Below are 18,026 nucleotides of genomic sequence, written 5' to 3'. Positions count from 1 at the left end.
CCTGCCGTTCCGCGAGCCTGCGGTGCGCGTGGGTCACCGGGGCGCGGGTCGTGGTCGTGGTGACCGGCTTGGCCGGGAGGGAAGCGGTGACCTCGAACCCGCCGTCGGGGCGGGGGCGGGCGTCGAACCGGCCGCCGACGAGCACAACGCGCTCGGCGAGCCCGAGCAACCCCTGACCACTGCCCGCCGCGTCGGTCGGGGTCCGCTGGGCAGGCCCGTTGACGACCCGGACGTCGAGGCGGTCCGGGCGATGGCTCAGGTGGACTGCGACCGGTGCGCCGGGGGAGTGCTTGATCGCGTTGGTGATCGATTCGATGAGGACGCGGTGGACCGTGCGCGCGATCACCGGTTCCGGTCGCCCGGCACCACCGGTGACCAGGTCCACGAGCAGACCGGACCGCCGCGCCCGGTCGACGACCTCCTCGGCGGACTCGACGGGTTCGTCCTGCTCGGCGTGCAGGAGGCGGACCGCGTCGGCCAGCCGTTCCGCCGCCCTGGTGACGCCCGCGCGCGCCGCGTGGGCCGCGTCGCGGTGCTCCGCCGGGAGCGTGGGGGAGACTTCGAGCGCGCCGACGTGCAGTGCCGCCTGCGCCAGCTCGTGCCCGACCAGGTCGTGCATCTCCGCCGCGAGCCGCGCCCGTTCCCGCGTCCGCGCCTGTTCCGCCGCGCGGTCGGCGTCCCGCTCCCACTGCTCGGCGCGGTCCCACCCGGCCTCGACCATCTCCACGTACCGGCGCCGGTAACGGCCGGTGGACCACGGCACGACCGCGAGCACCGCCGTTCCGGCGGCGGACGCGATCGCCGTGTCGACCCCGCCCGTGACGACGAACGCCGCGGTGATCGCGCCCGCCGCGGCGAGGACCAGCACCACAACGCCCCGGTGGCCTGCCGAAGCGTGCCGACCGGCCAGGAAGCTCGTCGAGACGAGCCCGGCGGCCAGCACGACCGTTCCCAGGGTGCTGTCCACCTCGGCTCGGGAGAGGAAAGCGACCTGCCACGCGGCGATCGCCAGCAGCAGCGCCCCGACGGGCCGGTGCCGGACCAGCGGCACCACCACGGCGAGCAAGACCAGGTACCCCGCCGCCTCCCACGGGGCCAGCCTGCCCGGCCAGGAGGTGACCGCCGCCCAGGCGACCGGCAGGGCCGTGCACCCCCACAGGCTCACCGCGCGCACGATCGGCATCATCCCCGGCCACTCATCCCTGTGCTCTCGGCAGTGTGATCGTCGGTGCATCATCCCAGGGCAGGCCCTGTGGACCGCGGCCCAACAGCACGGCCCCGCCTGGGTGTGCGCGGAGGCGGGCGATCACCGGGGTCACCGCGCGTGCGGACAACGGCAGGACCGCCGCGATCGCCGCGCCGATCAGCAGACCCGCCAGCACGTCGTGGGGGTAGTGCACTCCGACGAACACCCGGGACCCGGCGGTCAGCAGGGCCGCGCCGAACGCGAGGCAGCCGAGGGGCAGGCTCGACCACAGGATCGCGACCGCGGCGGCACCGGCGATCGTCGCGTGGTTGCTGGGGAAGGACCAGTCGCCGAACTCCGGGCAGGCCACGATCGTGGCGACCTCCCCGAACACCCGGCACGGGCGATCTTCCTGCCAGAGGTCCTTGATCACCTCGCTCGCCGCGTAGGCGAGGACGGTCACCACCGGGGCCAGGACCGCCCGCGCCACACCCGCCGCGGAACCACGCCGCGCCCGCCACCACAGCACCACGAACACCACCGCGAACACCCCGACGACCGCCTCGGTGGCGATCGCACCGACCACCCGCACGACCCCCGGACTCCCCGCCCCCAGACCGGCGACGTCGAGGTACCACTCCGCACTGATGTCGGGAACCCCGACCACGCCACTCGGCTCTTCGCTTCCGACGAACTCCAGCATGGAACCGACGCTAGGGAGATCCGTGACCTCGGGCCTCAGCCGGAAGCCATCGACCCACCTTGTCTTCCGACAGGGTCGGCGGCCTGCCGGGTGCTCAGCGCGGGAGCTGCCCCGGCGCGACGTCGAGGTGGTCCCAGAGGCGGGTGTCGGTGGTCAGGGCGAGCAGCAGGGTCTCCAGCCCGCGCAGGGCGCTGTCGTCGAGCGGGGTGCTCCAGTCGGGGGCGGCGCTGATGCCGTCGGCGGCGGCGACGACCAGGGCGGTGATGTGGTCGGGGAGGCCGTCGGCGCGCAGGTCGTCGCGCCAGCGGCGGGCGTCGGCGCGGGCGATCTCGGCGACCTCGGGGATGGTGGACAGGTGGCCGATGAGGGGTTGGAGTTCGTGCACGGCCACGTCGTCGCGGGCGAAGTCCGCGCAGACGCGGACGTAGGCGCGGGTGAGCGCGCCGGGGGCGGTGTCGGCCGGGTCGACCGCGGCGGTGACGTCGGCGCGGAAGCCGGCGAGGAGGTCCTCGGCGAGGGCGCGCACGAGTTCGTCCTTGGAGGCGAAGTGGTGCAGCAGCCCGCCCTTGGACACCCCCGCCTGCCTGGCGATGTCGTCCAGGCTGGCGGAGACGCCGCGGGCGCGGACGGCCGCGCCCGCGGCGTCCAGGAGCGCGCGGCGGGTGTCCTCGGCGCTGCGCCCGGCTTTGCGCGGCATGTGCGTCACTCCTCGCCCTGGTCGGTCGTGGTCGGGGTCTTCCTACCGGAGGGGATGGTGCGCCAGGCGACGAGGGCGGCCACGGCGGTGATGACGGCGGCCAGCACGGAGGTGACCTGCATGGCGCTGGTGAACGCCTCCCGCGCCGCGGTGGCCGCGCCGGAACCGGGCTCGACGGCGTGCAGGGCGGAGGCCAGGGAGTCCACCACGGCGGCGCGCACCGGGTCGGGCAGGTCGGCGGGCAGCTCCAGGGCCGACCGGTAGGCCAGGGTCACGCCGGAGCCGAGCAGGGCGATGCCCAGGACCGCGCCGAGTTCGTACGCGGTCTCGGCGATCGCCGACGCCGCCCCGGCCCGCCGGGGCGGCACGGCGGAGACCACGGCGTCGGTCGTCAGCGTCATCGCGACCCCGATGCCCAGGCCCACCGGGACCAGGGCCAGGCCCAACCACAGGTAGCGGTCGGAACCCTCGGCGACGGCGACCAGGCCCAGGCCGACGGCGGCCGCGGCGAGCCCGGCGCCCACGGCCCGCCCGGTCCCCAGGCGGGCCACGAGCACACCGACGACCCCGGCCGCCAGGATGGCCGCCGCGGTGGTGGGCACCTCGGCCAGGCCCGCCGTCAGTGGGCCCATGCCCCGGACCAGTTGCAGGTACTGGGAGAAGAAGAACAGCAGCCCGCTGAGCGCGAAGATCGCGATGACGTTGGCGAACACCGCCCCGCTGAACGCCTTGTCGGCGAACAGGCCCACGTCGATCAACGGCGTGTCCAGGCGGCGCTGCCTGCGCACGAACACCACCCCGGCGACGACGCCCACCGCGGTGGCGAGCAGGGTCGCCCCGTCCACACCGGAGCCGACGGCGTGCTTGACCGCCCAGACCAGCGGCACGACCGCGGCCAGCGACAGCGCCGCGGACAGCAGGTCGAAGCGGCCGGGCCGGGGGTTGCGCGACTCGGGCAGCAGGAACGCGCCCGCGACGAGGAACACCACCACGATCGGCACGTTGATCAGGAACACCGAGCCCCACCAGAAGTGCTCCAGCAGTGCCCCGCCCAGCAGCGGCCCCACGGCCATGCCGCCGCCGGAGGCCGCCGACCAGATCGCGATGGCCCTGGTGCGCTCGCGGTCGTCGGGGAACAGGTCGCGGATGATGGACAGGGTCGAGGGCATGATCGTCGCCCCGGCCACGCCCAGCAGCAGCCGCGCGGCGATGAGCGTCCCCGCGTCGGGGGCGAACGCGGCCAGGGCGGAGGCGGCCCCGAAGGCGGCGGTGCCCGCCAGCAGCACCCGCTTGCGCCCCAGCCGGTCGGCCAGGGTGCCGGTGGTGATCAGCAGTCCCGCCAGCGCGAGCCCGTAGACGTCGCCGATCCACAGGACCTGGTCGGCGCTGGGCGCCAGGTCCGCCACCAGCGACGGCACGGCCAGGTACAGGACGGTGCCGTCCACGGCCAGCAGCAGCATGGCCCCGACCAACACGCCCAACGCGGCCCACCGCCGCCGGTCCGGTGCCTGTGGCGGGTGTGCCGCGTGGACGGTGTGGTTCTGGGTCATGCCGTTACTATACCGTCTGGACGGTATAGTAATTGTGGGGGCGGTGACCGATGGGTGTGGGCCGAGTTGCCCCGCCCGAAGCCGACCCGGTCAGACCTCGCCGAACAGGTGGGTGCCGGGGGCGTCGGCGTCGTCCCCGACCCAGAACTCCACCCAGTGGTGGATGAACTCCGGCTTCGAGATCGACCCGTCGCCGTCCTCGTCCAGCGTGTCGACCAGGGCCGGCGACGGTCGATGGCACCGGTTCACCCATGGCGGCGACATGCCCCGCCGCCGTCGGGCAACCCGGTGCCCGGCAGCTCGCCTGGGCCGGGTCGTGGGAGGGCACCACGGACCTCGGGCTGGGTGTCCGCGCGCGGTTGCCGTTCCGGGTGTTCACCCTGCCCGGCCACGTCGTCGTGGACGTCGCCCACCGGTGGTGAGGTGCGGCGGGGCCGCCCGGTCGGGCGGCCCCGCGCGCAGGCCCGCCGGTGCCATCGGGTGGCCGGTCCGGTGCGTCAGACCGGTTGCAGCGGGGTGTGCGGGGTGGCGGGCACCTGGACGCGGATGGTGTCGCCGGGGCGCACCCGGCCGCCGACCAGGACCACGGACATGATCCCCGCCTTGCGCACCACGTTGCCCCGCTCGTCGCGCCCGACCACGTGGCGGAGCAGGCCGTCCTGGAAGGCGTCGATCTGCGGGCAGGGGTTGCGCAGGCCGGTCACCTCGACGACGGCCTCCTCACCCAGGTGCAGGAGGGTGCCGGTGGGCAGGCCCAGTAGGTCGACACCGCGCGTGGTGACGTTCTCGCCGAGTTGGCCCGCGGCCACGGTGAAGCCGAGGGCGGCCAGCTCGTCGTGCAGCTCCGCGTGCATCAGGTGCACCTGCCGCAGGTTGGGCTGGGTGGGGTCGCGGCGCACCCGCGACCGGTGCTTGACCAGTTCCCCGGCGTGGGCGTCGCCCTCGACACCGAGGTGGGCCAGCAGGGTGATGCCCTCCTCGGTCGGCTTGGTGAACGAGTGCCTGCCACTGCGGCTCACTGCCTCGACGGTGCCCATGACCCGAACCGTACCGACGGAACCGGGGGTGCGGGCGTGTTCGCCGCGCCACAGCACGTCCGGCACCGCCGGAAACCCGACGGGGAACGGTGCTTACGTTTCCGGTCCGGGCGGCGATGGTGATCAGGACAGTCGCTCGTGGAGAGCGGCCCCGAGCGATGACGAGGGCATACCGGTGGAACCCGACTTCTGGTTCGACTCCTGGCGTGAAGGTGGCACCAAGACCAGCTTCCACGTCCCCGCCGTGCACCCGCACGCCCGCTGGCTGGCCGAGACCGGTCTGCTGGCGGACGCGCGGGTGCTGGTGCCGCTGTGCGGCAAGACGGTGGATCTGCTGTTCTTCGCCGAGCACGCCCGCGAGGTGGTGGGTGTGGAGCTGGTGGCGACGGCGGTCGAGCAGTTCTTCGCCGAGAACGGGCTGATCCCGGTCGAGGAGTCGCCCGGGGTGTTCCGCGCGGGCAACGTCGTGCTGCGCAACCAGGACCTCTTCGCGCTGAGCACCGAGGAGGTCGGCCCGGTCGACGTGGTGTTCGACCGGGCCTCGCTCATCGCGTTCCCGCCCGACATGCGCACCCGCTACGTCGAGGCGGTCACCCGGCTCGTGCGGCCGGGGGCGGCGTGGTTCCTCAACACCCTGGAGTACGCGCCGCTGCTGCCCTCGCCCCCGTTCTCCGTCGGCCTGCCCGAGGTGGCGGAGCGGTTCGGTGGCTCCTTCGCCGTGGAGCAGGTGTTCGCCGAGCCCAAACCGGAGCACCGGATGGCGCAGAAGTTCGGCCTCACTTCGTTCCAGGAGAACGGGTTCCTGCTGCGCCACCAGCCCCGGCACAGCGACACCGACCGCACCGGGGTGCCCCTGGCGGCGGCGGACTGCGTCAGCGCGTAGGCGACCGCGCGGTCGTCAGGACTCGACGTCCACCAGGACCTTGCCGACGGCGCCCGCCTCGACGGCGCGGTGGGCGTCGGCGGTGCGGTCGAGGGGGAAGCGGACCAGCGGCAGGCCGTGTTCCTCGCCGACCGGCAGCGCGCCGTCGCCGACCGCGGCGGCGACGTCCTCGGCGCCCGCGGTGAGCGCCTGCTGCCCGACGGTGTAGAGGACCAGGAACTGGAAGCGGGTGTTGAGCATCATGTTCTGGCGGACGTCGAGCCCCACCGGCTTGTCACCGTCGTTGGCGTAGGTCGAGATCGTTCCCCGGGTGCGCAGGACGGCCAGGTCGAGGTCGAGGTTCGCCCCCAGCGCCACTTCGGCGACGAGGTCGACCCCGTCCGGGGCGAGGGAGCGAATCCGCGCGGCGGGGTCGCCCTCCCGGTAGTTGACGACGTGGTGGGCGCCCGCCGCGGTGGCCAGCCGGGCCTTCTCCGGGCCGCTGACGGTGCTGATCACCGTGGCCCCCGCCCACCGGGCGAGCTGGATCACCGCGTGGCCGACGGCCCCGGCCCCGCCCGCGGCGAGCACCACCCTGCCGTCGAGCGCGCCGGGGTGCAGGCGGGTCGGCCCGTCCTCGGCCACGGTGAGGGCGCGGTGCGCGGTGAGGGCGGGGACGCCGAGCGAGGCACCGAGGTCGAACCCGGCGCCGTCGGGCAGCGGCACCGCCGCCTCGGCGGGCACCACGGTGAACTCGGCGGCGGTCCCGGTGGGGCGACCGGCGGTGGCCATGAACAGCCACACGCGCTGCCCGACCCGCCCCCCGTCGACCCCCGCGCCGACGGCGTCGACCACCCCCGCGCCGTCGAGGTGCGGGGTGACCTCGGGGAACGCCTTCGGGTTGGTGGCGCCGGAGCGGGTCTTCCAGTCGGTCGGGTTGACCCCCGACACCGCGACCCGGACCCGGACCTCGCCGGGACCCGGCTCGGGGAGGTCGCGGTCGACCAGTTCCAGGACCTCGGGGCCGCCGTGGTCGCGGTAGACGATCGCCTTCATGATCCGCCCTTCTCGGTTGCTGCTCTCATCGGGTCGAACAAGGGCCACCTTTCGTTTATTCATCCGGTCCGGCGATCCTGCCGGGCTGGCGGTATTGCCACGGGGCGTTGGTGTGGATCATCGGTCTGTCCTGGAGCCCTCCCACCGACGAGAGGTGTGATCTGCTGTGACCGCGGAAGCCGAGATCCCGGCCCTGCCCACGGGGCGGCCGAACGGGTGCCCCTTCGACCCGCCCGAGCTCTACACCCGCCTGCGGGAGGACGACCCGGTGGCGAAGGTCCGCTGCCCGGGCGGCATGGACGCCTGGCTGGTCACCCGGTACGGCGACGTGCGGGCGCTGCTCGCCGACCGGTCGATGAGCTCGCGCGGCGGCGCCTCGGTGCACGTCAACGCGGGTGGTGACCCGAACGAGGAACCCCCTCCCGGCTCGATCATCCAGCTCGACGGCGAGGCGCACTCGCGCGTGCGGCGGCTGGTGGTCGCCGAGTTCACCGTGCGGCGGGTGGAGACCATGCGCGCCTACGTCCAGCGGCTCGTCGAGGACCACATCGACGCCATGCTGGCCAAGGACGGGCCGGTCGACCTGGTGGAGGACTTCGCGCTGCCGATCCCGTCGCTGGTGATCTGCGAACTCCTCGGCGTCCCGTACGCCGACCGGGGCCGGTTCCAGACCCAGAGCACGGTCCTGGTCAGCACCGACATGACGCTGGAGGAGGGCCAGCGGGCGTTCGGCGAGCTGGCGGGCTACCTCGGCACCCTGTTCGAGGGCAAGGTCCGCGACCCCCAGGACGACCTGATCAGCAGGATCATCGCCAGGGCCGAGGCCGCGGGCGACCCCCTGACCATGCCGGAGCTGATCATCCTCGGCCTCAGCCTGCTAGTCGCGGGCCACGAGACCACGGCCAACATGATCGCGCTGAGCACCCTGGCCCTCCTGGACCACCCGGAAGAGCGCGACACCGTCCTCGCCGAACCGGAGAACGCCATCGAGGAACTGCTCCGCTACCTGTCCGTGGTCCAGTTCGGCGTCCTGCGCTACGCCACCGAGGACGTCCGCGTCGGCGACCGGGCGGTCAAGGCGGGCGAGTGGCTCGTCGCCGCCCTCAACTCCGCCAACCGCGACGAAGCCCAGTTCACCGCCGCCGACAAGCTCGACTTCCACCGCGAGGCCCCGCGCAAGCACATCGCCTTCGGCTTCGGCACCCACCAGTGCGTCGGCCAGCAGTTGGCGCGGGTGGAGTTGCAGGAGGCCCTGACGCGGCTGTTCCGCCGCATCCCCGACCTGCGCCTGGCGGTTCCGCGCGAGTCGGTGCGCTACAAGGACAACACCCTGGTCTACGGCGTCCGCGAGCTGCCGATCACCTGGGGCTGACCGACCCGCGCGGGGCTACGCGCTCGCGGTCAGGGCGCGGGTCCTGCGGCGGACGCGCCACAGGGCGGTGAGGGTGCCCGAGAGGAGGAGCAGCGCGCCCAGGGCCGTCCAGGGCACGGCCCAGACGGTGGTCTCGGCTGTGGCCGGGTCCACCGCCCCCGCGAGCGGCTGGTCGGCCGAGGTGACGGGCTCCGCCTCGACGTGGGCGGTCAGCGGTCCCAGGGGCCAGACACCGGTGAGGGTCCTGGTGAGGGTGACGGCGTTGCCGGGGAGCAGTTCCGGCAGGGTGTCACCGGTCCAGGAGACCTCGGTGAGGCCGAAGGGGCCGTGGACGCGGACCGAGGGGCGGACGGCCACGCGGATGTTGCCGTCGTTGACCGCGGTCCAGGTGACGTCGACCTCGCCGGGGCCCGCCGGGTTGAGGGTGCCCCGGTAGGCGGCTGCGGGTGGGTCGATGCGCAGCGCGGGGGTCACGGGGCCCGCGACGCGGGCGTAGAGGCGGGCGCCGACGCGGCGTTCCACCCGCACCTGGCCCCCGGTGGTCACGGCGGCGACCAGGCCGCCGACGTGGTCGCCGGGTTCGGCGTCGTCGGGGACGGTCAGGCTGAACGGGACGACGGCCGTGGAGCGCGGTGCCACCACGACCTGCTGCCGGGTGAGGGTGACCCAGGCGCCGAGGGTGGGGGAGTGCTCGTCGCGGGCGAGGAGGTCGAAGCCGCCGCTGTCGGTGTTGACCGCGTCCGCCGCGTACAGGTCGACGGTCAGCTCACCCCCGCCCAGATTGCGGACGGCGAGGTGGTCGTCGTAGCGCATCCCGGGTTCGACGGTGTACTCGAACCTCGGGCGGGCGTCCGGCCCCTCGGCGCGCGCCGGGGTCACCGACCAGGTGAGGCGCTCGGGCTGCGCGGCGGCGGGGGCGGCGGGGGCGAGCGCGAGTGCGGCGACCAGTGCGCACAGGGCGGGCAGGGTTCTCAAAGGGGGTGCTCCGGCTGCGGAAGACGGGTGCGGGCCCGCCGTGGTCGGCGGGCCCGCGTCCTGGTGTCAGGTGGCGGTGATCAGATGGCGGTGAGGATGAGCATCGCCCGGTAGGCGCCCGGGGCGGTGTCCGCCGGGGCCTCCAGGGTCAGCTCGGCCCCGAGCTGGGCGGTGCCCCGGCCCGCGCCCGCGGGCGCCGCGCCGAGCTGCGACCAGGCGGACAGGCCGTTGCCGCTGGTGAAGCCGGTGGCGACGGGCGGGCCGGGCGTGACCGCCTGGTTCGCCGATGCCGAGAGCACCGCGGGCGTCCAGCCCAGGTGCTTGCCGCCGATCTGCGCGCCGTCGACGGTGGTGAACGCCCGCACGCGGCCGGAGGCGTTCCAGCCGGGGTTGTCCGCGCGGGTGTCGGTCACCGTGATCGGCTTGAGCGCGCCGGAGGCGGTGTAGCGGTCGGCGGCGGCGTTGAGCGCCAGGGCGCCCAGGTCGACCTCGCGGTTCTCCGGGGCGACGCTGATGGCCAGCACGCCCTGCTCCGCCGCCAGCGACGTGGTGATGGCCGGGCCGTTGACCGGGTCGTTGCCGTGGTCGTCGACGACGATCGTGGCCGGGGCCGACTCGGCGATCACCCCGTGGTCGTGGTCGTACAGCACCGCCTTGACCTCGCGACCCTTGTCCGCGGTGCGCACCACGAACCCGTACCTGGCGGACAGGGCACCGGGGACGACCGTCCACTCCGCCTGCCCGGCGGCGCGGGTGAACCAGTGGTAGTGGTCCTCACCGGTCTCCGGGGTCTGCACCGCGGTCAGCGCCGCGACGCCGCCCGCGTGGTAGTGGTTCGACAGGCCCGTGATCGACAACTGGGTCGTGGGCGTGCCCGGGTCCGCACCGGGGCCGGAGGGCAGTTCCTCACCCACGAAGACCGTGTAGGTGACGGGCGCGATCGCGGTCGCGGTGCCGCCGGGCGGGGTGGCGGTGGCGCTGACGGTCAGCGCGTACTCGCCCTGCTCGGTGAAGCCCCAGTTGCCGTGCTCGTGGTCGGCCGTGCTGGTGAACGACTTCGGCGCGCCCTCGGCGGAGCCCAGGAAGACGTTCGGGCCGTCCTCGCCGTTCTGCCACAGCGCGAACGCGCCGGGGCCCCGCACCGAGTCCAGGGTGTAGGTGACCGAGGTGCCCTCGGCCACGGCCGGGCTCTGGCCGAAGCCCGCGAACACCTGGCCCGGCTGCGAGTTCTGCGGCAGCAGGTAGTAGGTCTCGCCCTGGGCCTTCCACCCCGGCAGGGTCGCGACCGTCGCGCTGACCGTGCGCGCGGCCACCGACGGCTTCGCCTGCACCACGAGGTCGGCGGGCGCGACGGTGCCGCTGTCGGTGTGGGCGACGAGCACGTGCGCGGAGCCCTGCACGTCGACGTAGAACAGGTCGAGGTGGCCCTCGGCGACGACCTGCCGGTCCGCCTGCGCCGCCGCGACCCCGGCGAGGGGGCCCAGGGCCAAGCCCAGGGCGGTCAGGGCCGCCACGGCGATCTTGGATCTTGCCTTCGTTGCGTTCACTGCGGTTGTGCCTTTCCTAGGGGGATCGGGAAGTTCAACGCCTGCGCCGGGCGGCGGCCAGGGTGGCCGCGCTGGTGAGCAGGAAACCGAGGGGGATGAGCAGCACGGCGGCGACCACGAGGCCCGCGACCACCGGTCCGTCGAGCCCGGTCGAGGCCAGACCGCCCCCGCCGCCGGGCAGGGCGCACTCCCGGCCGTCGGAGGTGCGGCCGACCTGCTCGACGACCGGTGGCCCGGTGGGCGCCGCCCGCGGCTCGCCGGGGCCGACGTGGAAGGCCAGCGTGCTCTTGGCACTGGTCTGCCGCCCGCCGACGGAGGCGCCGAAGGAGAACGTGACGGCGTAGGCGCCGGGCTCGGTGAACGCCCACACCGCGTGCACGTGCACACCTGACTGTCCTACTGGGATAATCGTGGACCGGGGGAAGCCGGTTGCGGTGCCGAAGTACCGTTCGCCCACGCCACCGAACGGGTCCTGCCCGTACACGGCCAGCTCGCCGGGCCCCTCGACGTTCTCCAGGGTCATCGTGACGTCGCCGCTCACCCCCGACAGCACGGACGGGTGCTGCGTGTTCCAGCCCAGCCAGGGGATTCCGGAGCGCTGGGTGAGCGGGACCATCCACACCGGACCGGAGCCGAGGAAGTCGAGTCCGGAACCCGCGGGCGGGGTCGCCCGCGCGGTGTCGTCGAGGTGGAAGACGTACCCGCCCGGGTCGCGGTGGACCGGGGCGCCCTGCCGGTCGTCCTTGACCCGGGCCGACAGCGCGCCGCCCTCGACCACGGGCCCGTAGTCGAAGTGGCCGTCGGTGACGACCTCGACCTCCCGCGGCTCGGCCGGGCGCGTGACCGCCGTGGGCACGCACGTCTCCGCCGCCGCCGTCTCGGCGGGTGCGGCCCGGGGTGCGGGGACCGTGCTCGTCGGGGCGACGGGCGCGGGGGTGGTCCCGGTCGGCTTGGGGCTCGGTGGGGTGGTCGGCTGGACGGCGGTCACCGACAGGGCGACCGGGCGCGCCGAGCCCACCACCTCACCCCGGGGGTCGCGCAGGTCGAAGCCGAGTTCGGCGCCGTCGAGGTCGCCGCTCGCGGTCAGGCCCAGCGTCCGGTCCCCGTCCCGCGCGGTGGTGGTCCCGTTCGACCGCGTCCACCACGACACGGTGTGGTCGGGCCGCTCGGGGCTGACCAGCGCGGTCGCGGCGATGGTCTCGCCCGGCGCGTAGCGGTCGCGGACCCCGGTCACCACCGCGCCCGGTGGGGCCGCCGGGTTGGCGACCGCGGGGGACCGGGACCCGGCCACCAGGTCGCCCACCGCCGGGACGAAGCGCGCGGTGAACGCCAGCGCCTCCGCGTCCTCCGGGAGGCTGAGCGTGCCTGACCCGTCGGTCAGCGCGACGTGGCCCGCCACCCGGTCTCCGGCCGGGGTGTGCCGGACGAACTCCACCCAACCGCGCGGCACACCGCCGTCGAGGTGCTCCGGTCCGCCGGTGACCGCGCTCGCCAGCTCGACACCCGTCCCGGTGCCGTCCACGCGCAGGGTGGTCGCGGTCGGTTCGGCCGTGCGCGGTCCCACGGCGATCACGTACCGGGTCGGCGGCGAGGACAGCGGGACCCCGGAGGCGGCGGTCGCCGTGGCCTGGAACTCCAGCTCGTAGACGCCGGGAGCGGTGAAGACCCAGTTGGCGTGCGCGTGGGTGGGCACGGCGACGCGGGTCGTGCGCACAGCGCTGTCGTGCGAGCTGAACACGCGCTCCGGGCCGTCCGCGCCGAAGAGGTAGACCTCGACCCGGCCGGGCCCGCGCGCCGACCGCAGTGCCAGGTCCACCGCGTCCCCGGCGAGCGCGCCGCGCGGCACCGCCTCGGTGTTCCACCCCGCCCACAGCACGTCCGGTCGGAACGCCTGCGGGATGACGTGGATCGGGCTCCCGCCGGGCACACCGAGGAAGCCGTAGGCGGGGGAGGAGGGTGCGGGCCGCCGGGCGGCGTCGGTGACGTGGAGCGTGGTGGCGCCCGGGTCGAACCGGCCCGCGTCCGTCTTGCCGGTGACGACGAGGCCGCCGCCCTCCAGCAGCACGGTCACCAGGTCGGCGTGCCCGCCCGCGAGCACCTGCCTCGCGCCGGGCGCGGGCGCGGGACCGGGTGCCGCGACCGCGGGCGCCGCCGGTGTGAACGCGGCCAAGACGGCCGTGACCGTCGCTGCCGCCGCCATCCGTGCGCGAACCCGCATATTTCCCCCTTCTGGGACCAATCGGACTCAACATAAAGCAAAGGATTATCGTTTTCAATAAGCGGGTGGACCGGTGTGCCCTCCGCGACACCGGCGGTTCAGACCCGCGCGGACCGGCGGCGGACCAGACCGCGCGCCAGCAGGCCGTGCCTGGGCGCGAGCGCCCAGGTGGCGAGGAAGACGGCGGTCAGCACGAGGACGATCGTGCCGCCGGTCGGGAAGTCCCACGACCACGACACGTAGAGACCCACCAGCGCGCACAGCCCGCCGACCACCGGGGCCAGCAGCATCATCACCGCCAACCGGTCGGTGAGCAGCCGCGCCGTCGCCGCCGGGGTCACCAGCAGGGCCAGCACGAGGATGTTGCCGATGGTCTGCACCGAGATCACCACGGCGAGCGTGACCAGGACGTAGAGCACGACGTCGAGCCAGAACACGCGCAGCCCCATCGCCCGCGCCATCTCCCGGTCGAGCGTGACCGCCACGAACTCCTTGTGCAGCCCGAACACCACGCCGAGCACGGCCACACCCATCACCGCGACCGTGAGCAGGTCCTCGTCCGGGATGCCGGTGATGGAACCGAACAGGAACTGCTGCAACGACCCGGCGTAGCCCGGTGTCCGGGAGATGACCACGATGCCGAGGGCGAACGCGGCCACGAAGAACACCCCGATCACCGAGTCCTCCCGCAGCCGCCTGTTCTGCGAGAACACCGCGACGAGCACCGCGGTCAGCACCCCGGCCAGCGTGCCGCCGAGGATCAGGTTGCCCGACACCGCGAACGCCACGGCCAGGCCGGGGAACACCGCGTGCGCGACCGCGTCGCCGATGAACGCCATGCCGCGCAGGACCACGTAGCAGCCCACCACCCCGCACACGATCGAGGACATGACCGCGACCAGCAGCGCCTTCGGCAGGAACGCCAGGTCGGGGTTGAGCAGGTCGTGCAGGAAGTCCGGGGGTGACATCAGCCCGCCTTCAGGATCTTGAGCAGCGGGCTGCCCGCGCCGACGCCGAAGGTGTCCACCCACGGCCGCTCGTCGCGCAGCTCGTCCGGCGTGCCCGCGGCGACGACCGTCCGGTTGAGCAGGACGAGCCGGTCGCAGGTGTGCAGCGCGCCGGGCAGGTCGTGGGTCGTCGTCAGCACCGCGTGCTCCCCGGCCAGCGACAGCAGCAGGTCTGACAGCAGTTCCTGGGTGGGCATGTCCAGCCCGGTGAACGGCTCGTCGAGCAGCAGCACCGACGGTCGCAGGGCCAGTGCGCGGGCGAGCAGCACGCGCTGGCGCTGCCCACCGGACAGCTCACCGACCGGGCGGGTGCGCAGGTCGGTCATCCGCACCCGCTCCAGCGCCTCGGAAACCGCCCGCCAGTCGCCCGCCCCGGGGCGGCGGAGCAGCCCGAGCCTGCCGGTGCGACCGGTCATCACCACGTTCTCCACCGATATCGGGAAGTCCCAGGCGAACTCGTGCCGCTGCGGCACGTACCCCGGCTGCCCGCCCTCGACGACCACCACGCCCGCCCGCGGCCGCACCAGGCCCATCAACCCGCGCAGCAGCGTGGTCTTGCCCGCCCCGTTCGGTCCGATCAGCCCGACCAGCTCGCCCCGGTCCACGGTGAGGTCCACGTCGGTCAGGACCCGCCGCCCGCCGAGGTCCACCGCCAGGCCGGAGACCCGCAGCGCGCTCACCCCGCGCTCCCGCGGCGCTTCGCGGCACGGCCCCGGACGACGACGACCACCACACCGGCCGCCAAGGCCAGTGCGACCGCGGCGACCCCGAGCGCGACCGCCGGTCCCGAACCGCTCTCCGGCTCCGCGGCGGTGCCTGCAACGGGCTCCCGGCTCGCCGGGGGCGCCTGCGGTGTCGCGGCGAAGGCGGCCTCGGCGTCGGTGGCGTCGCCGACGGCGAACCGCAGCGTCGCCGGGTCGCCGACCCGGCTGCCGTCGACCAGGTCGGCGTGCACCTCGACCCGGACCAGGTAGACGCCAGGGGCGGTGAACACCCAGTTGGCGTGAGTGTGGGTGTTGGTGTCGACCCAGATGTCCTGCCGCTCGGCCTTGGTGGAGTCCCACAGCACATCGGCCCCGGCGAAGTTGCCCGCCTGGAGGTAGACGAACACCTCGCCGGGCCCCTCGACACCGGTCAGCGTCAGGGTGACACCGCGGTCGACGCTGTCGATGACCCGCGGGTCCTGGGTGTTCCACCCGATCCACGGCACGTCCGGGTCCTGCGTCTGCGGCAGCACGTGCACCGGCCTGCCCGGCTCGCCCAGGAACGAGTACGCCGGGTCGTCCGGCACCGGCAGCACCGCCTGGTCGGGCACCCGCAGCACCGTCCGGTCCAGCGCCCGCCACACGGCAGGGGCAGCCGAGTCGTCGTGCACCATCAACCGCCACGCACCGTCGTCGTGGCGGGGCCCGAGGTCGACGTGCCCCCGCGCGAGCACGGCCCGCTCGGGTGCCACCGGCTGGTCGGGGGCGATCGTCTGCTCCAGGTCGTCGGGCGGCGGCTGCGCCGCGGCAGCCGGTGTCAGCAGCACCGCCGCCAGCACGGCCGCGCCCGGCAGCGCGAGGACGGATCTCATTTCGGTTTCCTCTTCTCCCTCAGCGCAGGCAGTCGCGCAACGAGTCGGCGTTGAACCGCATCATCTGGACGTAGGTGGTGACCGCCCCGGTGAAGGTGTCGCCGTGGATCGGACAGACCCGCACGCCAAGCTGCGCGGCGACCTCGGTCAGCGTCGAGGACCGACCGGCCAGGTTCGGCTCCAGGAACACCGCGGGCACCGCCAGGTTGCGGATCGTGTCGGTCAACTTCCGGCGGTCGGCGAGCGAGGGCTCGGCGGCGGGGTTGGGCGTGACGAACCCGGCCACCGACATCCCGTAGGCCCGCGCGAGGTAGCCGAACGCGTCGTGCGTCGTCACCAGGTGCCTGCGCGCCTCGGGGATCTCGGAGACCCGCTGCCGCACGTACCGGTCGAGCGCGTCGAGTTCGTCGAGGTACACCTCGGCGTTGCGCCGGTAGTCCACCGCCCCCGCCGGGTCCTCGGCGGTCAGGGTGTCGCGGATGACGTGCACGTAGGCCATGGCGTTGCGCACGTCCTGCCACAGGTGCGGGTCGATCTCACCGTGCACGTGCTTGCCCAGCACCGCCTGGGCCAACTGGAAGACCCGATCACCGGGGCGGCCGAGGAACCCGAACCCCGACCCGGCGGGCACCTCGGCCAACGCCTTGTTCGGCACCACGATGACGGCCTCGTCCGCCGGGACGACCCGCTGCGCCGCCTCCCCGCCCCCCTGGGGGTCGTACAGCGCGTAGACCTCCCCCCGGTCCAGGTCGACGGTGAGGTCGGCGTGCCCGCGGTCCAGCACCACCGCCCCCGAGGGCGCGGGCACCCCGACCGCGACGGTGAACGTCGACCCACCCATCGGCACCGGCCGCGACCGCCGGTCCACGCGCAGGCTCGCCGACAGGGTCAACTCGTACACCCCGGGCTCGGTGAACGCCCACGACATGTGCGTGTGCGCGTCGGCGGGCAGCGTCGCGGTGTCCTCGCCGTACCCGTCACCCGCGTCGAACCCGTCACTGGAGTCGAAGTGGACGTCGGTGTCGCCGAAGGACCCGGTGAGGTACCCGAAGACGTTCCCGGGACCGCGCGCGCCGGTCATGCTCAGCAGCACCTCCGAGGACCGATCGGCACCGTGGCCCGCCCCGTCGCCCGCGGCCCGCAGCCCGAGCCAGACCGCGTCCAGCGAGACGTCTTCGACCAGCGGGATCACCTCGGCGGCGTACTTGACCGCCGCCTCGGCCAGGGAGACGTTCGCCGCACCCCGGCGCAGGTTGGCGTCCAGCGCCTTGATGACGTTGTGCTCCTCCAGCATCACGTAGTTGCTGAACGCCACGTCCGCGTAGACCACGTTCCGCACGTCCCGCAGGCTCGGCTCGTAGGAGTGCGGGTCACCGCCGTCGCGCACCAGCGAGGTGGCGTTCACCCGCGCACCGCCCACGTTCCGCACCAGGTCGCGCAGCAGTCCCGTCGTGGTCACCACCTGCACCCGACCGTCCCGGTCGCTCAACGCGGGCGGCGCGGCGCACCCGGCCGCCACGACCGAGGCGGCCAGGACGGCGAACAGGGACCGCCATCGACCAGGGGGGAGGAGAGGCACAGCGGCCCTGCCAATCTGCGGGGACAATTTACCTGACAATGATTATCATGACCGACAAGTTCGGCGAAAGGTGCGGGTGGCGGAGCCCTCACCCGGCCAACCGCGCACGAGGCCGTCGACGTCACGGCTCGGACGGTTGACCCGGTGGTGGATCGTGGAGATGGTCGGCCGGGTTGGTCCCGCGCATGCGGGAGGCGGCTGCGGCTCATCGGCTGGGCGTGCTCGTGGCCCTCGTGGAGGGAGGAGGGCGCCCGAGGGGGATCGGTGAAAGGCTCCGAGAGCGGGTTCGGCTGTTCGTCGCCCCCGACCTGGCCACCGGATGACCTGCTTGCCGAACGGCTCCCGGTACCGCAGCGGTTGACAGGCACACCTACCGCGAGCGGTCCCGACGGATGGGGGCTCCCGTGCTTGTGCTCGAACCGGCTTCAAGCAACAACCCCGCTCATGCGGGGAGAACCCGCAGTCGGTCCCCTACGGCGCGACCACCTCGGGAACAGCCCCGCTCGCGCGGGGAGAACGGTGCTGTTGGAGACGCCGGGCAAAGGGGTTCTTGGGAACGGCCCCACTCGCGCAGGGAGGACGGCCTCGGGCGTGGAGTCGGCGGGGAAGGCCAGGGAACAGCCCCGCTCGCGCGGGGAGGAGGCCGACATCGAGGAACGGG

General features: G+C 73.9%; 17 protein-coding genes. 3 read left to right on the top strand and 14 right to left on the bottom strand.

The window, feature by feature from the left end; all coding sequences use genetic code 11:
• From UO65_RS26275 to UO65_RS35050, 5 genes are all read right to left on the bottom strand, one after another.
• On the bottom strand, window positions 1-1,174 hold a 1,174-nt coding region (locus tag UO65_RS26275), incomplete at its 3' end, for a sensor histidine kinase (RefSeq protein ID WP_152552284.1).
• A 22-nt stretch (window positions 1,175-1,196) separates the two neighbouring features.
• Complete coding sequence (locus UO65_RS26270; RefSeq protein ID WP_084176274.1) at window positions 1,197-1,889, bottom strand: phosphatase PAP2 family protein; 693 nt, start codon at window positions 1,887-1,889, stop codon at window positions 1,197-1,199.
• Between the two features lie 94 nt (window positions 1,890-1,983).
• The gene (locus UO65_RS26265) at window positions 1,984-2,586 is read right to left on the bottom strand and encodes a TetR/AcrR family transcriptional regulator (protein WP_052021798.1); all 603 of its coding nucleotides are present in this window, start codon (window positions 2,584-2,586) and stop codon (window positions 1,984-1,986) included.
• 5 nt (window positions 2,587-2,591) lie between these two features.
• Window positions 2,592-4,136, bottom strand: coding sequence for an MFS transporter (locus UO65_RS26260; protein WP_035287570.1), 1,545 nt, complete (start codon window positions 4,134-4,136; stop codon window positions 2,592-2,594).
• Window positions 4,137-4,226: 90 nt separating this feature from the next.
• Entirely contained in the window at window positions 4,227-4,385 is a 159-nt protein-coding gene (locus UO65_RS35050) for a hypothetical protein (RefSeq protein ID WP_200873472.1), read from the bottom strand.
• Between the two features lie 2 nt (window positions 4,386-4,387).
• Here UO65_RS35050 and UO65_RS37585 point away from each other — a divergent pair, with 2 nt between their 5' ends.
• Window positions 4,388-4,558, top strand: a complete 171-nt coding sequence (locus UO65_RS37585; protein WP_181399981.1) for an AMIN-like domain-containing (lipo)protein — start codon at window positions 4,388-4,390, stop codon at window positions 4,556-4,558.
• A gap of 75 nt (window positions 4,559-4,633) precedes the next feature.
• On the opposite strand, the gene UO65_RS38350 is transcribed toward UO65_RS37585, so the two are convergent.
• On the bottom strand, window positions 4,634-5,173 hold the full coding sequence (locus tag UO65_RS38350; RefSeq protein ID WP_035287592.1) for an MOSC domain-containing protein: 540 nt from the start codon (window positions 5,171-5,173) through the stop codon (window positions 4,634-4,636).
• Window positions 5,174-5,348: 175 nt separating this feature from the next.
• Between UO65_RS38350 and UO65_RS26250 the strand changes: the two genes are divergently transcribed.
• The gene (locus tag UO65_RS26250; protein ID WP_063936018.1) at window positions 5,349-6,056 is read left to right on the top strand and encodes a class I SAM-dependent methyltransferase; all 708 of its coding nucleotides are present in this window, start codon (window positions 5,349-5,351) and stop codon (window positions 6,054-6,056) included.
• A 15-nt stretch (window positions 6,057-6,071) separates the two neighbouring features.
• Here UO65_RS26250 and UO65_RS26245 read toward each other — a convergent pair whose 3' ends face one another.
• Complete coding sequence (locus UO65_RS26245) at window positions 6,072-7,091, bottom strand: NADPH:quinone reductase (RefSeq protein WP_035287569.1); 1,020 nt, start codon at window positions 7,089-7,091, stop codon at window positions 6,072-6,074.
• A gap of 166 nt (window positions 7,092-7,257) precedes the next feature.
• Between UO65_RS26245 and UO65_RS26240 the strand changes: the two genes are divergently transcribed.
• Window positions 7,258-8,463 carry a cytochrome P450 gene (locus UO65_RS26240; protein ID WP_035287568.1) on the top strand — a complete coding sequence of 402 codons (1,206 nt, stop codon included), beginning with the start codon at window positions 7,258-7,260 and terminating at the stop codon, window positions 8,461-8,463.
• Between the two features lie 15 nt (window positions 8,464-8,478).
• On the opposite strand, the gene UO65_RS26235 is transcribed toward UO65_RS26240, so the two are convergent.
• The 7 genes from UO65_RS26235 to UO65_RS26205 form a co-directional block, all read right to left on the bottom strand.
• A complete protein-coding gene (locus UO65_RS26235) occupies window positions 8,479-9,438 on the bottom strand; it encodes a WxL protein peptidoglycan domain-containing protein (protein WP_063936017.1) in 960 nt (319 codons plus the stop codon).
• A gap of 80 nt (window positions 9,439-9,518) precedes the next feature.
• A complete protein-coding gene (locus tag UO65_RS26230) occupies window positions 9,519-10,985 on the bottom strand; it encodes a choice-of-anchor M domain-containing protein (RefSeq protein WP_152552283.1) in 1,467 nt (488 codons plus the stop codon).
• A gap of 34 nt (window positions 10,986-11,019) precedes the next feature.
• A complete protein-coding gene (locus tag UO65_RS33710) occupies window positions 11,020-13,203 on the bottom strand; it encodes a TIGR03773 family transporter-associated surface protein (RefSeq protein WP_152552282.1) in 2,184 nt (727 codons plus the stop codon).
• Between the two features lie 98 nt (window positions 13,204-13,301).
• Window positions 13,302-14,171 carry an anchored repeat-type ABC transporter permease subunit gene (locus UO65_RS26220; RefSeq protein WP_035287566.1) on the bottom strand — a complete coding sequence of 290 codons (870 nt, stop codon included), beginning with the start codon at window positions 14,169-14,171 and terminating at the stop codon, window positions 13,302-13,304.
• Complete coding sequence (locus tag UO65_RS26215) at window positions 14,171-14,890, bottom strand: anchored repeat-type ABC transporter ATP-binding subunit (protein WP_035287565.1); 720 nt, start codon at window positions 14,888-14,890, stop codon at window positions 14,171-14,173. The genes UO65_RS26220 and UO65_RS26215 overlap by 1 nt, the downstream gene beginning before the upstream one ends.
• Entirely contained in the window at window positions 14,887-15,786 is a 900-nt protein-coding gene (locus tag UO65_RS26210; RefSeq protein WP_035287563.1) for a choice-of-anchor M domain-containing protein, read from the bottom strand. Before UO65_RS26210 ends, UO65_RS26215 begins: the two co-directional genes overlap by 4 nt.
• Window positions 15,787-15,805: 19 nt before the next feature.
• Window positions 15,806-17,365, bottom strand: a complete 1,560-nt coding sequence (locus UO65_RS26205) for an anchored repeat ABC transporter, substrate-binding protein (protein ID WP_035287562.1) — start codon at window positions 17,363-17,365, stop codon at window positions 15,806-15,808.
• Window positions 17,366-18,026 lie beyond the last annotated feature (661 nt).

Source organism: Actinokineospora spheciospongiae (assembly GCF_000564855.1).
Taxonomy (GTDB): domain Bacteria; phylum Actinomycetota; class Actinomycetes; order Mycobacteriales; family Pseudonocardiaceae; genus Actinokineospora; species Actinokineospora spheciospongiae.
Note: the sequence above shows the minus strand (reverse complement) of the source record. Positions and strands in the feature narration are given on the sequence as shown.

Excerpts from the sequence above, each read along its gene's own strand:
- UO65_RS26210 (WP_035287563.1), bottom strand. The coding sequence starts at position 15,786 with ATGAGATCCGTCCTCGCGCTGCCGGGCGCGGCCGTGCTGGCGGCGGTG.
- UO65_RS26220 (WP_035287566.1), bottom strand. The coding sequence starts at position 14,171 with ATGTCACCCCCGGACTTCCTGCACGACCTGCTCAACCCCGACCTGGCG.
- UO65_RS26260 (WP_035287570.1), bottom strand. The coding sequence starts at position 4,136 with ATGACCCAGAACCACACCGTCCACGCGGCACACCCGCCACAGGCACCG.
- UO65_RS37585 (WP_181399981.1), top strand. The coding sequence starts at position 4,388 with ATGGCGGCGACATGCCCCGCCGCCGTCGGGCAACCCGGTGCCCGGCAG.
- UO65_RS33710 (WP_152552282.1), bottom strand. The coding sequence starts at position 13,203 with ATGCGGGTTCGCGCACGGATGGCGGCGGCAGCGACGGTCACGGCCGTC.
- UO65_RS26270 (WP_084176274.1), bottom strand. The coding sequence starts at position 1,889 with ATGCTGGAGTTCGTCGGAAGCGAAGAGCCGAGTGGCGTGGTCGGGGTT.
- UO65_RS26265 (WP_052021798.1), bottom strand. The coding sequence starts at position 2,586 with ATGCCGCGCAAAGCCGGGCGCAGCGCCGAGGACACCCGCCGCGCGCTC.
- UO65_RS38350 (WP_035287592.1), bottom strand. The coding sequence starts at position 5,173 with ATGGGCACCGTCGAGGCAGTGAGCCGCAGTGGCAGGCACTCGTTCACC.
- UO65_RS26245 (WP_035287569.1), bottom strand. The coding sequence starts at position 7,091 with ATGAAGGCGATCGTCTACCGCGACCACGGCGGCCCCGAGGTCCTGGAA.